The sequence below is a fragment of the Nonomuraea sp. LPB2021202275-12-8 genome (genome assembly GCF_037044575.1).
In the GTDB taxonomy this organism is placed as follows: domain Bacteria; phylum Actinomycetota; class Actinomycetes; order Streptosporangiales; family Streptosporangiaceae; genus Nonomuraea.
The window spans coordinates 101,991-118,558 of sequence record NZ_JBAHWD010000025.1 but is presented as its reverse complement, the minus strand read 5'-3'; the positions used below and the strand labels follow the sequence as shown (position 1 = coordinate 118,558).

Genomic DNA, 16,568 nt, shown 5'->3' with positions numbered 1-16,568 from the left:
GCGAAAACGTCCCCGCCATCGTTATCGCGGCGGCGAGCGCCGGACTCATCCCCCAACGCCCGAACCGAAACCCGGAGTCGGGCACCGCCACCGTCACCCGCTGTGGCCTGCGGCAACGCTCTACTTTGCCCCTGGTGACACGAACCCGAGCACCGGGCCTTCAGTGGTTGATCGCGGCGGTGGTCGCGCTGACGGCGCCTTGGCGGGTGGCGAGCAGCACTCTGAGCGCCTCACGTTCTCCTCGGCGGCGGGGCTGGATGAGATGCTCGCTGGCCAACACCTCTCGAGCGGCGCGGATCGCGTCGAGGGCGTCGGATTTGCGACCGCCACGTTGGGCTGGCCGCTTGGGACGGCAGACCTCCACCACCTTTTCACTGGAAGCGTCCAGGAAGGCGGCCAGGCCCGCGCCGTAGCTACCGACTCCTTCGAGAGCCCAGCATCGCCGGCCTGGGACGCGCTGCCGTGCGAAGTTCAGGAGCTGAAGGTAGCCGTGGGCGTCGGTGGCCGCCTCGGCGTGAGCGAGGACAGCTCCCAATGAACTAACCGCGGCGGCGGCCAGCGTGTCGCGGTGGGTATCGACACCGATGACGCCGTCGACCTGTTCTGCCAGCATGGACATGCGGTTGCTTCCCTTCAGAGGCGAGTGCGGTCGGCGTCGGCCTGGATGGGATCACCGCGTGGCAGAACTGTGACGAGTCACGCCGCAGGCGGCGGACGAGCTGCTATTCAAGCCAACGGGGTGGGCCAGGCCGACGTCGGCACCCGGTAGACAACTCGAAAACAAGGCAACCCCGGATCGGGCGCCAGTTCCGATGCGGGTCATACCAAGTGCCGGCGTCGAGCGTGGCAGGCCCAACCGGGCCGTAGGTCAAGAATCACAGTTCCGATGTTCCTCGAGCCCCACCTCATCGATGCACCTGCTCGCCCGTCAGCCGCCCGACAGGACTGTCGGTCATGACAGCAGTATGACCTTGGAGTAGTGGTAGCGATCTATCGCGGTGGAGCGACTTATGACACCAGATCGATCTCGTAGGTCATGCCTTCGCCCCGGCGGGATCGACGCTGACGAACACGCCCCAGTTGATCGGCCGCGCTCAGCACACCCGTCTCGTCGATGACATCAACAGGAACGGTCTCACCGGTGGCGTAGTACTTGGTGTGGTTGGTCCGCTCGCTCTTGTACCGCTTGATCAGCGCCAGGGCGGTCATCATCGGGGCCTGCCCCCGGCAGCCGCCTGATCGTGCCGCTGTCCGGCGGTCGGTTCACCGGTCCCGAGCTCAACGGCAACCTGCCGACAAGTGGGTGTTCCCGGCTTGAAGGGGCTCCGCTCCGAGCCCATGCTGAACCCGCAAGGCCCGGAATCGGCAGGGCCGACCCGGCCGGCGAGACCCGTCCATGGCACTCGCCGAAAAGACCCCCTGGAGGAGACGTGTTCCAGCACCTGAGAAGGCTCAGCCTGGTGGGGGCGACGTTCGCGGCCGCCCTGTCCATCATCATCGGCCTGGCGATCCCGGCATCGGCCGGCTACCACTTCGGGTTCCCCGGTGAGGACACCGTGTGGCGCGCGGTGACCTACGCGGGCGGGCCGATCTCCAGCCGGTCCACCCCGGGCGAGGCGCGCGACAACCATGGCGACATCCTGCACGCCTGGCGCGGCGCGGACAACGACGGCATCTGGATCTCGCTGAACAACGGCCCCGCCTACCAGCTGCCCGCCACCTCGGGCGGGCCCGGGTACGCGCAAACACACGCCGCCCCCGTGATGATCTGGACCGACGACGGATCCCGCGGCAACTTCCGCATCTTCCACACCGGCACGGACAGCCACCTCTACCAGCACCGCATCCAGCTCACCACCAGCTACCAGTTACCGAGCACGCTGCCGTTCGCGACGAGGATCCCCAACGACGCCCGCACCTCCGACGACCTGTCCGTGGCCGCCGCCGCGCTGCCGAACAACTCCTACATGCTCGGCTGGAACAGCCAGACCAACAACGACATCTGGACGATGTACTACGACGGTGGCACCTCGGCCTTCGCCACCCCGTCGGTGGTCACGAACGCGACCAGCTATAAGGCGCCCGCGCTGGCCGCGCAGGTGAACGACGGCAACGCCCCGTGGAACCAAGTCGTACTCGCCTTCACCGGCACCGACAACAACGTCTACATGGCACGCCAGCGCTACGGGTTCGGCAGCTGGACCAACCCGCAGGACGTCGGCTGGTCGCGGTACGCCCCGTCCGTCACGCTTTCTGGGACCGGCTACGGCGCGGTGGCCTACGTCGACCTCGACAACGGCCTCACCACCACCCGCATCCTGCGCAACGGCGACTCCTCGGAGTACTACGAGGAGAACGCCTACGCGTGGACCGGATCGGCCCCGCTGGCCGTGACCAACGGCGGCGCGCTGTACTACGTCATCAACGGCGCCGGCAGCAGCCTGTCCGGCCTGCTGTGGAAGTTCGCCACCGACTTCGCCACCCTGCCCACCCCTCCTGCCCCGCAGTGGTGAAGGGCGACCTGTCATGAGATCCCTCCTCCTCTCCCTGCTGCTCCTCCTCCCCTTATCGGCCGCCACCCAGGCCGCCGCCGACCCACCGGCCATCGCGACGGCCGGGCCGGGCGCGGACGGGCCCGACCTCAGCGCCGCCAACCGGGTCTACCCGCCCGCCGGGCTCCCCGACTGGTCGCGGGTGGGCTACCGCAGCGGCCAGCCGCTGCCGAGCGGCGGAGATGTGACCGACGACGCCGCCTGCCGCATCACCCCGGCGCAGCTCGCCTCCACCTACCAGGTGATCGCCGACGACGGCGCCGACGACACCACCGGACTGCAGAACGCGATCAACGCCATCAAGGCCCAGTGCTCGCCCAACGCCGGCTACCACCGCCTGTCGCTCATCTCCCTGCCCGCCGGGCGGATCGACGTGTCGCGGCAGATCCACGTCGACGCCGCCTTCCTCATCCTGCGCGGCCAGGGCTCCGGCGAGAGCGGCACCCAGCTGGTCTTCCGGCCGGACGTCACCACCCGCTACGACACCCTCGTCAACGGCCGCTGGGACCAGGACACCATGAAGGCCGGCACCGGAAGCGACACCGGCACCGGCGGCTGGATCTGGCCGGGCCGGGGCCTGTTCCGGGTGCAGGCTCGGGACGTGGCCGACCGTTACCAGGACGATTGGGCGGCGGCCCCGGCCAACCGCAAGGACCTCTTCGAAGGCAGCGTCAACCAGCACTGGGTCTCCGGCATCAAGGTGGCCGCCCGCGCCGGCGACCCGGGCTACGCCGCCAGGCAGGGCGACAACGTCATCCAGCTGGTGGCCAACGCCGCCATGGCCAAGTTCGCCCTCGGCGGCTACGTCTGGGTCGGCGCGGCCAACAGCCTCGGCTTCTACACCCAGCAGGCCGTCACCGACCGGACGCAGATGGACAACCTCCACATGCGTCAGCAGATGTTCCGCGTCGTCCGCCTCGACGCCACCGCCAAGACGATCACGCTGGACCGGCCGCTGGAGTGGGATCTGCCGGTCGACTCCACCTCCGACGGCTCCACCCCGCTGGGCGACACGCCGTACGCCAGCAAGGTCACCCCGCTGAAAGTCGTCCAAGGGGTCGGGTTTGAGGACTTCGCCTTCACCCAGGACCTGAACGGCTTGCCGAAACTCGGCGGCGGCACCTACCAGCTCACCCCCGAACAGGCCCTACACAACTACGGCAACATGGCGCCCGAGTACGCCATGCACGGCATCGTCTTCAAATGGGCGGCCAACAGCTGGGCGCGCGGCCTGAAGGCCACCATGACCGGCTCGCACCCCATCGTTACCGAGAACGCCCGCAACCTGCAGATCGAACGCAACAGCTTCGACGGCGCCTGGAACAAGGGCAAGGGCGGCAACGGCTACCTGCGCGGCAGCCGCGTCTGGGACTCGCTGTGGGCCCACAACCTCAGCCGCAACCTGCGCCACTTCACCTTCCAATGGTCGGCCAGCGGCAACGTCGCCTACCGCAACGACCTCGACTCCGACCTCAACCTGCACGGCGGCTGGGAACACAACAACCTGTTCGAGGCCAACACAGTGCGCGTGCCGTACGAGCACCGCTCAGGCAACTGCCAGACCAACTGCGGCGGCGAAGGCGGGGAGATCGACGACGGGACCTGGTGGCCGATCTGGTGGGCGGCCGGCCCCAAGGCGGCCAAGTGGTCGGGCTCATCCGGGCCGCAGAACGTGTTCTACCGCAACACGCTGATCAAGCAGGCCACGCCGGGCGGGCCGTTCGAGACCTACGCCCCGTACTCCTCCGGCACCGTCTTCGCGTTCGGCTCCGACGACGCCGTCACTCAGCGCTTCCGCCCGCTCGGCCAGGGTGGCCAGGCGATCCCCGACTGGACCGGCCGCGAGACCCTGAACTACACCGGCCAGGGCGTGGCCACCCGCGACGCGGGCAACCGCCCCTCGTTGTTCCTGCGCGACATCGGCGGCGTCATCGAACCGCGCGCCAACGACCGCCGCACCGTGATCACCTGGAACATGCAGGGCGCGGGCACCACCGCCGCCGGCGGATACGAGAACAAGTACACCCTGGGCGTCCAGCAGCTTCTGGTGCAGAACGGAGCCGACATCGCCCTGCTGCAGGAGGCCGGCGCTCCGCCCAACGGCGCCACCCACCTGCGCGACATCCCGCAGAACGTCTTCCACCGGTGGGACTCGACGCCTCCGGTCCGGGAGTACCGGTACGGCGGGACCGCAAGCAGGCCGCGCTACCTCTACTGGCTCCACACGGACACGGCCACCAACACCGACACCGGCCGGGTGAACCTGGCCATCGCCACCCGCACCAGGGCCCAGCAGGTCTTCGTCGCTCGAGCCGGGATCGACAGCGGCGCCGAAGGCAGGCCCGCGGTCGGCGTCGCCATCGACGGCGTCGTCTACTTCACCCTGCACGCGCTCTCCGGCCCCGGCCGCGGCAGTGACGGCCCCCAGGTGCTGCGCAACATCAGGACCCTGATGTCCACCGCGGGTCCCGGCGGTACGGCACTACCGTGGATCGCGCTGGGTGACTACAACCGCCTGCCGTACTCCCCCGGTGACGGCTCGCCGGACCGGTCGCTGTCCACAGCGGTCACCGGAGAGTTCTCGGTCTTCGCTCCGCAGCAGCCGACCCACCCGACCAGCCACTCCCCGATCGGAGACCCGATGACGGACCGGGTCCTCGACTACGCGGTCGTACCGGTCGGCGGACCCACCGCGCACCCCGGCGTCATGAGCGTAAATCGGGTGAGCCTGATGACGCTGTCGGACCATTTCCCCGTCGCCTACGAACTCGCCAACCTGCCGAACCCGCCGCTACCCCCGGCGCAGGCGGTGCCTGCCCTGCCGCAGACGGTGGCGCTGCGCAACGCCCACACCACCAACCTGGCCGGACCTTCCGGCAGCGGTAGCGGCAGCCACGTGGTCAGCGACCAGTCGCACTCGGCCCAGGCGCCGACGCAGGGGTTCAGCCTGACGCGCGACGCCGAGTTCCCCGACTTCTACCGCCTGATCGCGGGCAACCCGTGGAACGGGCGCTACCTCGGACAGGAGGGCGGCGTCCGCGACGCGCGCATGGTGCTGTGGCCGAACGAGGCGATGGACCAGCTCTGGCGCCCCGTCTACCAGGGCGACGGCACCTGGACCCTGCACAACCAGCGCACCGACCAGGTGCTCACCGCCCTCACCAGCGGTGGCGAACTGGTCGGCCGCGACTTCGACGGCACTGCCGCCCAGCGCTGGTTCCTACAGCCATCCAGTACGGCCGGCAACGTGAACGAGGTCGTGCTGCGCGGCTCCCTGGATCCAGCGCTGGCCATCGGAGTCGACTACCTGGAGCAGGACCCGATGCCGGTGCAACTGGAGCCGGACAGGGACGAGCCCCAACAGCGGTTCATCACGATCCCGGCAGGCCGTACCGGCGAGGACGACTGCTACTACCTGGTCTATGACCAGAAGTACCTCACCTCGACGGCGAGCCACCCCCGCGAGCCGCTGGACCACAACGGAGTCTCGGCCAGCGCGATCCGCACCGGCGACGACGGCTACCTATGGTGCGCGACGCCCGACGGCATGGGCGGGATACACCTGAGCAATCACACCACACCGTCCGAGCACCTGTACCTCACCCCTCCCGAACCGGGCCACGACCAACTCACCGTGAACAGTTACCCACCTGGCGTCCCCGTGCCCAGCTGGGTGCTGTCGGCCGCCACCCAATGAACCGGTGCGGGCGCGGGCGTACGTACGCCCGCGCCCGCACCAGATCTCGAGGCGCTTCCCGGCACCCGGGTAAGCAACAGCCCTTGAGTTGAGGGCACCGGATCCTCCTCACCCTGCTCGCTCACTGCCTGCGAACTGTGTCTTGGGGTCCTGGTCATATTCGGCCGGAAATTCCCGCTAAGCCTCGGGCGGTTCTGAGTGAGGTTGGTCGGGGACTTCGGAGTTCGGACCGTACGGCTGTTTTGACCTGGGGCGCGGGTGGCGGTGACCTTGCGGCGGGTAGGGCCTGATCATGACTTTTTGAGCAGTTCGAGCGAGCCCTATTGACGGCCTACTTCGAGGCCGCACAGGCTGACCCCACCGCTGCCGTGCTCGGGGACGACGGGATTTACAGCCACGTGCTGATCACGCCTGCGGACTCGGCGTTCGCGCGCTGGCTGCTCAACCAGCAGATTGGTGTTGTCACCGAGGCGGACGAGGTCGCTCTGCCTTACGCGGGCAGCTTCGCTCAGACTCGCGCACTGGCGCATGCCTTGATCGTCCACCTCGGCAACGTAGGCACGACGATCACCAGCGGGTCGCAACCGCCCATCGCCCATGGACAGGCGCTGGAAGCCCTGCGGACGCGCTATGGCTTGCCCGCGGTCATCAACATCGCCGATGCGCTGCCGGACCAGCTCACGGTATAGATCCGGAGCGCCTTTCCCGATGTGGCCTTCGGCATGTCCGATGTGGTCGTCACTGGTGCGGCCGTCTTGCGCGCAGGTCGATTCTGAACACCTCGTCCGAGACTGGATTGCCGAGGTCGCGGTCGAACTCGTCGAGGACGCGGATGTACTCGAGCTCGCGGGCGGCGAACCTCTGACTCGGGTGGAGACCGTGGTGTTCGGCGAATCTGGGGGGACGACCGAGATACATCGGGAAGCGGCCATAGCGGTCTTGGTTGGTGGTGCGGGGTCGGCGTGGCCTGCTGAGCCCCGCACCCGATTCCCGACCCGCCGCAGACTCACCACACTGAAGCGGCTAACCGGCCGCAAGCCCGCTCGATGCAGGCCCTCCGCTCCCGAATGCGTCCCCAGCCCCAAAGTAGCTGCGAGTGATCGCGGTAGCGGTGTCCGGTCGTCATGAAGGGGTGGCCGGGCCTGGCTGGTTGGGGAGGAGGTCGGTGAGCGCGGTTCGGATGGCGACGCGGCTGACGCCGTGGGCGCGGGCGAGCGCGGCGATCGAGGCGCCCTGGTCGGTGTAGGCCGCCCGGACGTCTTCCAGGTGACCCGGGCGTCCAGGTCGGCAATCCGCGCGAGGGCCGCCTGCTCCAGATGCATCTCCTGGCTGCGTGCCAGCGTGCGACGGCCACGCTCTCGCCGGGCTTTGCATGTCCGGGAGGTGCGTGAAGCTGGTCGGGGGGTCCGGGGGTGTTGGTCACGGCTGTTGACCTGACCTTCCTGTTTCGGGGGTGGTGTGCCTTTCTGGTCGGGAAGCGTCCTAGGTCGGGTGGTCCCCGGCCCGGTGCGGGGGAAAACGCTCGCGAGCAGATCCAGGACATGCTCGTGGCCGCCGCCTGCGGCGAGACCCCCGATTCGAGCTGCCCGCCAACACCACGATCGACTTCATCAACGTGCACTGCGAGCGATGCAGGCGCCCGTTCGAGGACGCCAAGGACGAGCCCAGCGTGTCGGCCCCGATGCCGTGACCTGCGGGATAAGACGTTAGGCCGGCCATGGATGAGCCGTCCTCGACCGGCCGCGCCAAGACACGGCGTAGCATTCGCTCCTGCGCGCGGGATCGCCTGCCTGACCGCGTCTCGCTTGTTCACCCGACCGCCTCCTGAGAGAGGAGCGCATCCAGCACGCCCAACGCGTCGTCGGCTCCGGCCGATCGCGACGGCGCGATGAGCGGAAGGGCGGCAGTTATCTGCCAGTCAGGCGGCGCCACCCGGTTCATGAGCATCCACAACTGGTCCGGCTTGGCCGCTCGCAGGGTCAGATGCAAGCGGTCGGCATCCGCGAGCTGAGGCAGGCACGCACGGTGCTGTATCACCTGAGCGGCGTCGCCGCGTTCTATCGGGGGTACGCGCTGCTGATGCCGGACACGGCTGGGCTCGCCGCGCTGCGTGCACGCGTGGACGGACTCGGCGCCGGGCACCTGTTGATGATGGTGACGAGCTGGAGCCTCACGAGGAGAACGCGAGACTTCGCCGCCGGCCTGGACGTCTGCATGCAGCCGTGGGCCGTCCGGCTGAGCGATGAGCTCATGAAGCAGATGTTGGACGGGCCGCCGCTGCTCGGCGGGCCGGACGGCGCGCACACCGCCGAGAAGTTCATGGACGATTGGCTCGCCACGATCAAGAACGTCTCCACACTCGGCGTCAAGCCCGACGGCGCCTCCGCGTAGGGCAATGGCGGATACTTCGGACGCGACGGCCCCGTCGCCCTGGCCACCGTGCTGCTCCGGCCGGGCGTCATCATCGGCCTGTACGAGGACGTCGGGCGGATCCCGTGGTGGCTCCACCAATCCGGCCAAGGACGAGCAGGCTCATCTGCACACCGACCTCCGCCTTGCCCTCTGGGCGAAGCACACCCCGATCACCATTCAGGCTGAGGAGATCAGCGCGTACGCGTGGCGCCCGGTCTCGGATCTGCCCACACCTCAGCTGGTGAAAGGGCGCGGTTGCAGGGGCGGCGGCCGGGAGCGGCGCAGTTCAGCGGCGCTCGAAGGGATTGATTCCCCACGGATCGTGGTGCGGCTCGCCGCGCTCGCGCAGCTCGGTCTGGTAGGCCCGCCAGATGTCGGCCTCCGTCAGCGGCATCGGGGCGCGATGGCGCAGCGCTCCGGATCGGGCCCGTTCGCGGTACCTGCGGTTGAAGGCGGCATACGACAGACCCGGCTCAGCCAGGCGGCGGCGCTGTTCAGCGCGCCGGTCGCCGATGATGGCGGCCTGGTCCAGGTCGGCCACCGTGCGGGCCCGGGCCAGCTCGTCGATGTCGTAGGCGATCCGGCGCAGCACCGCGGCCACTCGGGCCAGGTCCACCCCGACGTGGTAGGCATCCTCGTCATCGGCCGGACGCAGGTTCACCACCGGGGGGAACCCGTCGCCGGCGAGCTGGTCGACCCATTCGGCGCACTCCAGCACCCAACGCACCTCATCGACCAGGCGCTCGGCGATGCTGTTACGGCCGTCCAACTCCTCATCATCACTACCAGCAGGATCCTCCGGGGCCGGCCACCCGGCCTGACGCAACTGCGCCAGCGCCGCCTCCAGCTCCGGCAGCGGCGCGGCCGCCGTGGCGATCTGCTGGATGCGCGAGGGCGAACGCCCGGCCTCGGCCGCCACCGCCCGCACCGGTAGGCCCTCGGCACGAGCCGAGGCGATGGCCCACTCGTGCTCGATCTCGGCCTGGCGCAACCGCCACGCCGCCCGACGCACCCGGCGCCGCAACCGTCGCTCCCGCCGTACCTTGGCCTCCGGGGAGGATCGGACCGGGTTTTGGCGCTAGGAACGCGATCTTGACGATGATTCGGTGACGGCAGGCACTTGCCCTGGTTGAGGGCCATGGCCGACTCGGCCACGGGCCCGCGCTGCAGAAGTATGCTAACGTGCGTTACTATAACAAGCGTTAACCTACTTGGAGGGGGAGCAGTGCTGGATCAACTGGGACGGGCGCTCGCCGCGGAGGACGCCACTGCCGTGTCCGTGGTGCTGGCCGAGGACGTCACTCTGCGGGTCGCGGTGCACGACGAGCCGATCGAGGGGGCCGGTGCCGCCTCTCACGTCATCGGGGCTGTACTCGACGGGGTGCTGCACGACATCGAGGTGTCGGCGACCATCGGCGGCGTCGGCGACACCTCGGTTCTGATGTTCAGCGCCCAGGTCGCGGGCCACCCCGGCCGGGCCGACGGGCTGCTCGTCGCCCGCCAGGACCGGGACGAGCGGATCTCGGATCTCACGGTGTTCGTCCGGCCGCTCGCGGCGTTGCAAGCGCTGGCCGACGAGATGGGGCGGCGGCTGGGTGTGCCGCGCCCCGGCGGTGTCGTCTGATGGCCACCCCATCGCTGCGCAACTGGATCCCGGCCGCGATCCTGTCCTCGCCGCTGCACCCGGTGATGAGCCGGAGGAGTCTCCTGCTGAGCTTCACCGGGCGCCGCAGCGGCGTCCGCTACGTCACCCCCGTCAACTACCTCCAGCGTGACCGCGAGCTGCTGATCACCACGAAGGGGGGGTGGTGGCGCAACTTCGACGGCGGGGTGCCGGTAGAGCTGCGGCTGCGGGGCCGCCGGGTCGCGGCGACGGCCGAGGCGGTGCGCGAGCCCACTGTTGTGGCCGAGGCGCTCACCGCACTCGTGCGTGACCAGCGCGCGTACGGGCGCTGGGCGCGGGTCCGGGTCGGCGCGGACGGCATCCCGGACACCGCAGACGTACACGCGGCTATCGCGAGCGGCCGAGTTCTGATCCGCGTGCTACTGGACGGCGAGACCATCACCCCATGACCGCAACGCACCGCAGGCGCCGTGGCACCGGGCACGAGCTGCGTGAAGTGGTGGTCCAGGTGGCCGCCGACCTGCTGGCGCAGCTCGGCGACGCCGACGCGCTCACCATGCGGGCCGTCGCCGCCGCCGCAGGCGTCACCGCACCCTCGGTCTACCGGCACTTCCCGGACAAGGAGACGTTGCTGCGTGTTGTCATCGCCGAGCGGTTCGCCGAGTTCACCGAACAGCTCGAAAGCGCCGCCGTGTCCGCTGCCAGCGACCCCGTCGCGCGGCTCGAGGCGATCGCCAAGGCGTACGTCCGGAGCGGTCTGGAGCAGCCGGGGCACTACCGGGTGCTGTTCAGCGCCATGAACGCCGGCCCGGCCGGGCTGGGGCTCGAACCCGGCGCTGCGCATCCCGGCGCGGCCTCCTACAAAGTACTGGTCGATGCGGTCAGCGCGTGCCTGTCGCCCGCCCGCCGCGATGCGGCGTTCGTGCTGGCCACCGAGCTGTGGGCTTCCCTGCACGGCGCCATCGACCTGCGCATCACCAAACCCGACATGCCATGGCCCGAGCCCGATGCGCTGATCGAGACGGCATTGACCGCCGTGCGAGCCGCGTCGCCGCCGGGGCCACTACCCGCGGAGTCGCCGTGAACCTGCTCGTCTTCGTCACGCTGGCCGTCACCGGTTTCGTCGCCTGTTCCGAGTTCGGCTCCTATGCCTTCGTCCATCCTGTGCTGCGCCACCTGCCCGGCACCGAACGCATCACCGTCGAGAAGGGCCTGCTCAAGACGTTCGGGCGGGTCATGCCGGTCGGGATGACGCTGTGCGTGGTGCTCGCGGTGGCCGTCGCGATCGAGGGCAGCGGGCCCGGGTGGCTCGCCTGGTCCGCGGTGGTCGCGTTCGCCGTCGCGGTGGGGTTCACCGTCACCGTCAACGTCCCGATCAACATCGCCACCGGACGCTGGGACCCGGCGAACCCGCCCGCCGGATGGGAACGGACCCGCCGCCGCTGGGAGTTCTTCCAGGGCGTGCGCTCCTGGCTGCTGCTGATCGGTTTCGTCCTGGTCTGCGCGGCAGGCACCGCCTGATCAGCGCGCCGCGGCAGCCACGAGCGCGCGTGCGGGTCTGCCTGAAGACGCCCCACCAAGTTCCAGCGCGCCGTACCGGCCCCGCCAGCACCACAGCCCGTTGTCCCGACCTGCGGCAATTCAAGGCAGGTGCTCGCCCCTACCACGTCAAATATGAATACGGAGGCAACCATGGGCTTCTCTCGAATCACCGGCATCGCCGCCCTAGGCTTCGCCATCACGATCGTCCTCGCCAACGCGATCATGGTGCCTGCCGGCCTGCCACTCACAGGTGCCGAGATCGGCGAGGTCACCGCGTTCTTCGGCACCGAGGGCGATATCGTGGCCATCGCGTCCGCGCTCACTCCCGCCGCCTGGCTCCTGGCCACCTTGTTCGGCGCGGGCGCGGTCTCCGCGCTGCGGCGCTTCGAACGCGGCCGGGGCGAAGCGTGGTCACTGCTCGGATTCACCGGCCTGGCACTGCAGAACGCCACCTTCGCCGCGGTCATCGCGACCCGCCTCGCGCTCACCTCGACGGCCGCGCGCGACAGCGCCACGACCGCAGGGCTGTGGGTCCTGCACGACGCGCTGTTCACCCTCAACGGCACCTTCCTGGCACTGGCCCTCCTCGGCCTGTCCGTCGCCGGACTGCGCGCCGCTCTCATCCGGCCCTGGCACGGCGCCCTGGGGCTGGCATCGGCCGCGCTGCTGTTCGGCTCGGCCACCCTCACCCCCCTGGTCATCGACCACGCCGGCCCCCTCGGTCTCCTTGGCCTCGTCGGCTGGCTGATGTGGGTCGCCTGGATCGTCGCGTACGGCATCACCCTGATCCGCCTGAACCCGGCCTCGTTGTCGCACGAGGTGGGCTGACCAGTCGACGAGGGCCCCTCCACGACAGAGTCGGCGTCCTCCTCCCGAACGTGTCCCCAGCCCCAAGGTGAGCCGATCTGCGCAGGTCACGGGACTTCCGAGAAAGTTGGTTCTCGGAAGCGGAGACGGCCACGACTTCCGAGAACACGCACAGCTGAGAGGCGAAAACCCAGCCCGGCACTTCCGAAGACAGGATCGCGCCGCTAGTTGGCGGCTGGGAACACGTTCGGGAGGAGGACGCCATGTCACAGAGAGTGCTACCGCCAAAATCCGGTCCGATCCTCCCCAGAGGCCGACGCGCGGTGGGGTGGTAGGGGCCGGAACCGGCCGCAGAGCCGCATGCCCGGCCGGCGGCACGTCAGCGGCCGCCTTGACCCCTATCAGAACAATTCGGTAATTCTGTAGGGCGATCCAGGCGGTGAACCGTTCGGCGGAACCGTCTGCCTCACACCTGCTGGAGCCCGATCACCCGTAGCATGTCGAGGGCCGTCGCTTCGGGGGTTCCCGGTTCGGCGGAGTACACGAGCACGGTCTGGCTGCTGTCCGGGAGCAGGAGGGTGTCGCAGTCGAGCGTGATCGTACCCAGTCCGGGATGGCTGATGGTCTTGGTCGCGGTACGCCAAGGGGAGGAGTGCCCCTCCCGCCACAGCTCGTCGAATCGCCCGTTGCCACGGCGTAGTTCCGCGATCATCCGGATCAGGTCGGGGTCATTGGGGTAACGGGCCTGTGCGGCGCGCAGCGTGCCGACCGAGGCGCGGGCGGCCGCGTCGTCCTCGTCCGGGCCTGCGGCGACCTGGCAGCGGCTGCTACCGAGAAAACGCTGCCAGATGAGGTTGCGTTGCCGCCGCGGCCACGCGGACATGTCGCCTTGAAGCGCCGCCCCGAGAGGGTTCCAGGCCAGCACGTCGCCCTTGGCCGACAGCACCAGCACGGGCAGATCCGCCATACGGTCCAGCAGCCGAAGCACGCTCGGCCGTACGACCATCGCGATGCGCCCGGCCCGTGGCGGCTCGTGGCCGGCGAGCCGGAACACCAGGTCGCGATCGTCGTCGCCGAGCCGCAGGGCCTGGGCCAACGCGGCGATGACCTGACTCGAGGGCCGCGGCCCGCGCCCCTGCTCCAGCCGGACCACGTAATCGACGCTCAGGCCCGCGAGCATGGCCAGTTCCTCCCGGCGCAGACCCGGCACCTGGCGGCGCGTCCCCGCCGGCAGTCCGACGTCCTGCGGCCGCACCCGAGCCCGGGCTGTGCGGAGTATTTCGGCGAGTCCGGCGCGGTTCACTGTTCAATCATGCCCGTAGATCGCTTCGGCCGGGTGGTACCGCAGGTCCTATGCCTCAGCGGTCCTGGTGGGCCTGGAGCGCTTGCACCGATGATCGGCTCATGACAGAGATGAGGACGGTGGCGTTGGTCACCGGAGCGAACAAGGGGCTGGGCCAGGAGACCGTCCGCCAGTTGGCCGGCCGGGGATGGCAGGTCTTCCTGGCGGCGCGGGACCGGGAACGCGGTCTCCGGGCCGCCGGCACGCTGGCGGGTGAGGGGCTCGATGTGGAGTTCGTCGAACTCGACGTGACCTCGGACGAGTCCGTGTCGGCGGCCGTGAAGGCCGTCGCCGGGCGGCTGGACCGCCTGGACGTGCTGGTCAACAACGCCGGAGTCGGCGGCCCGTTGCTGGATCCGGCCGACATGGACGCCGACGCGCTACGCGCGCTGTATGAGGTGAACGTGTTCGGTCAGGTGCGGGTCACCCACGCGTTCCTGCCGATGCTCCGCGGTTCGCAGCAGCCCCGGATCGTCATGGTGTCCAGCGGTCTCGCCTCGCTGGCCCACGCCGGTGACCCCGCCCGCCCTGAGTTCGGCTTCCTGAGCTTGGACTACGCCTCGTCGAAGACGGCGCTCAACATGATCGTTTCCCAGTACGCCCGAGCGCTGCCCGGGTTCAAGGTCAACGCCGCGGATCCGGGCTTCCCCGCCACCGACATGAACCATCACATGGGCACCGACACCGTCGCCGAGGGGGCCACCGCGATCATCAGGTTGGCTACCTTGGACCCCGGCGGACCGACCGGAGGTTTCTTCGACCGCAACGGTCCCATCCCGTGGTAGGAGCGAAGATGGCAACGATTCTGACGATCGGGCTGCACCCGAATGCGATCGACTACACCAAGCATCCGGGCCTCGATGAGGCGACGCTCACCGCACGGATCGAGCAGGGCCACGCGGCTCTGCGGGCGGCGGGTTTCGACGCGGTGTCGTGTCTGATCGGCAGCGACCCGGACGCAGCGGAGAATACCGTCCGCGAACGGCTGTCCGAGGGCCCCTTCAGCGTGGTCATGATCGGAGGTGGGGTGCGGATGGCACCTGAGCACACCCTCCTGTTCGAACGGCTGATCAACGTTCTGGCGGTGGCGGCTCCCGGAATCCGGTTCTGCTTCAACACTTCACCGGAAACGACGATCGACGCCCTTCGTCGCTCGCTCTAACCCGTGGGGATCAAGAACTCGAATCGCTCCCGGTGCAGAGCCCTTCGCCGGATGCGGCGGAAGGGCCGAGAGGGCAGAGCGGTCGGTCCGGACCCCTGGGACCTCTTGTCCAGCCGACCGCTGTGGCCGGCGACCCTCTCGCACCTGGCCCCGCCCCCCAGCAGGGAAGATGTTCCTGACAACCGCAGCCACGTTGCTGGCCTGACACTCCAAACTCGTGGCGAACGGGGGGACTACAGCAACGCCGCCGTCCCGAATGCCATCTACCTCGGCTGCGGTCAAGGCCCTCATCCTGCGTATGGCTGCGGAGAATCCCCCGGAAGTTCACCGTCGTAACCACGGCGACACCCGCCTCGGCCATGGGACGCCCCCTTCTATGGTGAGGAACGGCGCCAGGGCAGTGCGGCCCCGGCGGCCGTTCCTCGCACCGGCCGTCGCCAGGACACGGCAACTGCCCCTTCCCTACCCGGCGCCCAAGTTCGAGCAGTTCGCTGGGCTGCGCCGATGTCCCCCGTGGGTTCTCCCAGGTCAGCCGGAGCGTTGTTCGCGGATCTTCGTCGAGACCGGCCGTTGCTCGCGTTGGCGGGGCAGGTCCACTTGTTGTGTGACGCCGGGAACAGACCTGGTCCGCCGAACATCCGCCCCATCAGTAGACACAGGAGACGAACAATATGAAAGCCGGGCCAAGAAGACCAGATCAAGCCCTTTGTACGAGGTCCAACACCAGACAGGCCCCGTACTCGGCTGAGCAGCGCACCAGCTCTCCTGTCCCGGCCGGCCGGCAACCATCCCCGATCGTGGGTGACTACCTCATAGACCCCGGCAGATCCACAATCCGGTTCAGGACCCGCGCCCTGTTCGGGCTGCTTCCGGTGCGCGGGACGTTCATGATCGGAAGGGGGGCGATCAGCGTCCAGGACCCGCTGGAGGACTCGTCCGTCGTGGTGGAGATTCCCACGGGCACCTTCACCAGCGGACTGCGGATGCGCGATCGGCACGTGCGTGCGGCGGACTTCCTCGACGTGCACACCTACCCGACGATGTCCTTTCGAGGGGGGCTGCCCGATCAAGGGCAAGCACCGACGGCGTTGCACGGGCACCTGACCGTGCGGGAGGTCGGTCGGCCACTCAGCCTGACCTTCCTCTCCGTGACAAGCACCGATACCCTCCTTACGGCCGAGGCCACGGCCACGATCGACCGCTACGCCTTCGGTCTGACGAAAGGTCGCGGTATGGCCGCCAGGCATCTCAGGATCGCCATCCAGATCGTCGCCACCCGCGACACCTGATGTCCCTCACCCCGCAGTCGGAGACCGTCACGATGGACGGCGGGGCGACAGGACGCGGCGCGCGCAGGGGTCGTAGGTAGTCGCTGAGCGCGGCGTAGCTGCCGCGGTAGCCAAGTTGGTCCATTTGCCCCCCACAACAGT

The 16,568-nt window shown here is 69.1% G+C and carries 17 protein-coding genes; 12 read left to right on the top strand and 5 right to left on the bottom strand.

Going from position 1 to position 16,568, the window contains the following annotated elements:
* Positions 1 to 160 precede the first annotated feature (160 nt).
* Both V5E28_RS34540 and V5E28_RS34535 read right to left on the bottom strand, forming a co-directional pair.
* Positions 161 to 619, bottom strand: coding sequence for an IS110 family transposase (locus V5E28_RS34540; RefSeq protein ID WP_336213284.1), 459 nt, complete (start codon positions 617 to 619; stop codon positions 161 to 163).
* A gap of 389 nt (positions 620 to 1,008) precedes the next feature.
* A complete protein-coding gene (locus V5E28_RS34535; protein ID WP_336213282.1) occupies positions 1,009 to 1,212 on the bottom strand; it encodes a hypothetical protein in 204 nt (67 codons plus the stop codon).
* A 218-nt stretch (positions 1,213 to 1,430) separates the two neighbouring features.
* Here V5E28_RS34535 and V5E28_RS34530 point away from each other — a divergent pair, with 218 nt between their 5' ends.
* The 3 genes from V5E28_RS34530 to V5E28_RS34520 all read left to right on the top strand — a co-directional run bounded on the left by V5E28_RS34530 (position 1,431) and on the right by V5E28_RS34520 (position 6,938).
* A complete protein-coding gene (locus V5E28_RS34530) occupies positions 1,431 to 2,513 on the top strand; it encodes a hypothetical protein (RefSeq protein WP_336213280.1) in 1,083 nt (360 codons plus the stop codon).
* Positions 2,514 to 2,526: 13 nt separating this feature from the next.
* Entirely contained in the window at positions 2,527 to 6,249 is a 3,723-nt protein-coding gene (locus tag V5E28_RS34525) for an endonuclease/exonuclease/phosphatase family protein (RefSeq protein WP_336213279.1), read from the top strand.
* A 323-nt stretch (positions 6,250 to 6,572) separates the two neighbouring features.
* Entirely contained in the window at positions 6,573 to 6,938 is a 366-nt protein-coding gene (locus V5E28_RS34520; protein WP_336213277.1) for a hypothetical protein, read from the top strand.
* A 1,120-nt stretch (positions 6,939 to 8,058) separates the two neighbouring features.
* Here the strand turns inward: V5E28_RS34520 and V5E28_RS34515 are convergent.
* Complete coding sequence (locus V5E28_RS34515; protein ID WP_336213275.1) at positions 8,059 to 8,238, bottom strand: hypothetical protein; 180 nt, start codon at positions 8,236 to 8,238, stop codon at positions 8,059 to 8,061.
* On the opposite strand from V5E28_RS34515, the gene V5E28_RS34510 reads away from it, so the two are divergent.
* On the top strand, positions 8,233 to 8,640 hold the full coding sequence (locus V5E28_RS34510) for a hypothetical protein (protein WP_336213274.1): 408 nt from the start codon (positions 8,233 to 8,235) through the stop codon (positions 8,638 to 8,640). The two genes, V5E28_RS34515 and V5E28_RS34510, sit on opposite strands and share 6 nt — an antisense overlap.
* A 307-nt stretch (positions 8,641 to 8,947) precedes the next feature.
* Here the strand turns inward: V5E28_RS34510 and V5E28_RS34505 are convergent, their stop codons facing one another.
* Positions 8,948 to 9,685: a hypothetical protein gene (locus tag V5E28_RS34505; protein WP_336213272.1), complete on the bottom strand. Its 738-nt coding sequence runs from the start codon at positions 9,683 to 9,685 to the stop codon at positions 8,948 to 8,950.
* A gap of 201 nt (positions 9,686 to 9,886) precedes the next feature.
* On the opposite strand from V5E28_RS34505, the gene V5E28_RS34500 reads away from it, so the two are divergent.
* The 5 genes from V5E28_RS34500 to V5E28_RS34480 all read left to right on the top strand — a co-directional run bounded on the left by V5E28_RS34500 (position 9,887) and on the right by V5E28_RS34480 (position 12,655).
* Entirely contained in the window at positions 9,887 to 10,285 is a 399-nt protein-coding gene (locus V5E28_RS34500; protein ID WP_336213271.1) for a hypothetical protein, read from the top strand.
* Complete coding sequence (locus tag V5E28_RS34495) at positions 10,285 to 10,734, top strand: nitroreductase/quinone reductase family protein (protein ID WP_336213269.1); 450 nt, start codon at positions 10,285 to 10,287, stop codon at positions 10,732 to 10,734. Before V5E28_RS34500 ends, V5E28_RS34495 begins: the two co-directional genes overlap by 1 nt.
* A complete protein-coding gene (locus V5E28_RS34490; RefSeq protein ID WP_336213268.1) occupies positions 10,731 to 11,369 on the top strand; it encodes a TetR/AcrR family transcriptional regulator in 639 nt (212 codons plus the stop codon). Before V5E28_RS34495 ends, V5E28_RS34490 begins: the two co-directional genes overlap by 4 nt.
* Positions 11,366 to 11,806, top strand: a complete 441-nt coding sequence (locus V5E28_RS34485) for a DUF1772 domain-containing protein (RefSeq protein WP_336213266.1) — start codon at positions 11,366 to 11,368, stop codon at positions 11,804 to 11,806. Before V5E28_RS34490 ends, V5E28_RS34485 begins: the two co-directional genes overlap by 4 nt.
* A 171-nt stretch (positions 11,807 to 11,977) precedes the next feature.
* Positions 11,978 to 12,655 carry a hypothetical protein gene (locus V5E28_RS34480; RefSeq protein WP_336213264.1) on the top strand — a complete coding sequence of 226 codons (678 nt, stop codon included), beginning with the start codon at positions 11,978 to 11,980 and terminating at the stop codon, positions 12,653 to 12,655.
* Between the two features lie 445 nt (positions 12,656 to 13,100).
* On the opposite strand, the gene V5E28_RS34475 is transcribed toward V5E28_RS34480, so the two are convergent.
* A complete protein-coding gene (locus V5E28_RS34475; RefSeq protein ID WP_336213262.1) occupies positions 13,101 to 13,937 on the bottom strand; it encodes a helix-turn-helix transcriptional regulator in 837 nt (278 codons plus the stop codon).
* A gap of 101 nt (positions 13,938 to 14,038) precedes the next feature.
* On the opposite strand from V5E28_RS34475, the gene V5E28_RS34470 reads away from it, so the two are divergent.
* The 3 genes from V5E28_RS34470 (at position 14,039) to V5E28_RS34460 (ending at position 16,427) form a co-directional block, all read left to right on the top strand.
* Entirely contained in the window at positions 14,039 to 14,761 is a 723-nt protein-coding gene (locus V5E28_RS34470) for an SDR family oxidoreductase (protein WP_336213261.1), read from the top strand.
* Positions 14,755 to 15,138 (top strand): hypothetical protein, encoded by a 384-nt coding sequence (locus V5E28_RS34465; RefSeq protein WP_336213260.1) that lies wholly within the window; start codon positions 14,755 to 14,757, stop codon positions 15,136 to 15,138. Before V5E28_RS34470 ends, V5E28_RS34465 begins: the two co-directional genes overlap by 7 nt.
* 797 nt (positions 15,139 to 15,935) lie before the next feature.
* Positions 15,936 to 16,427, top strand: coding sequence for a YceI family protein (locus V5E28_RS34460; protein ID WP_336213259.1), 492 nt, complete (start codon positions 15,936 to 15,938; stop codon positions 16,425 to 16,427).
* Positions 16,428 to 16,568 lie beyond the last annotated feature (141 nt).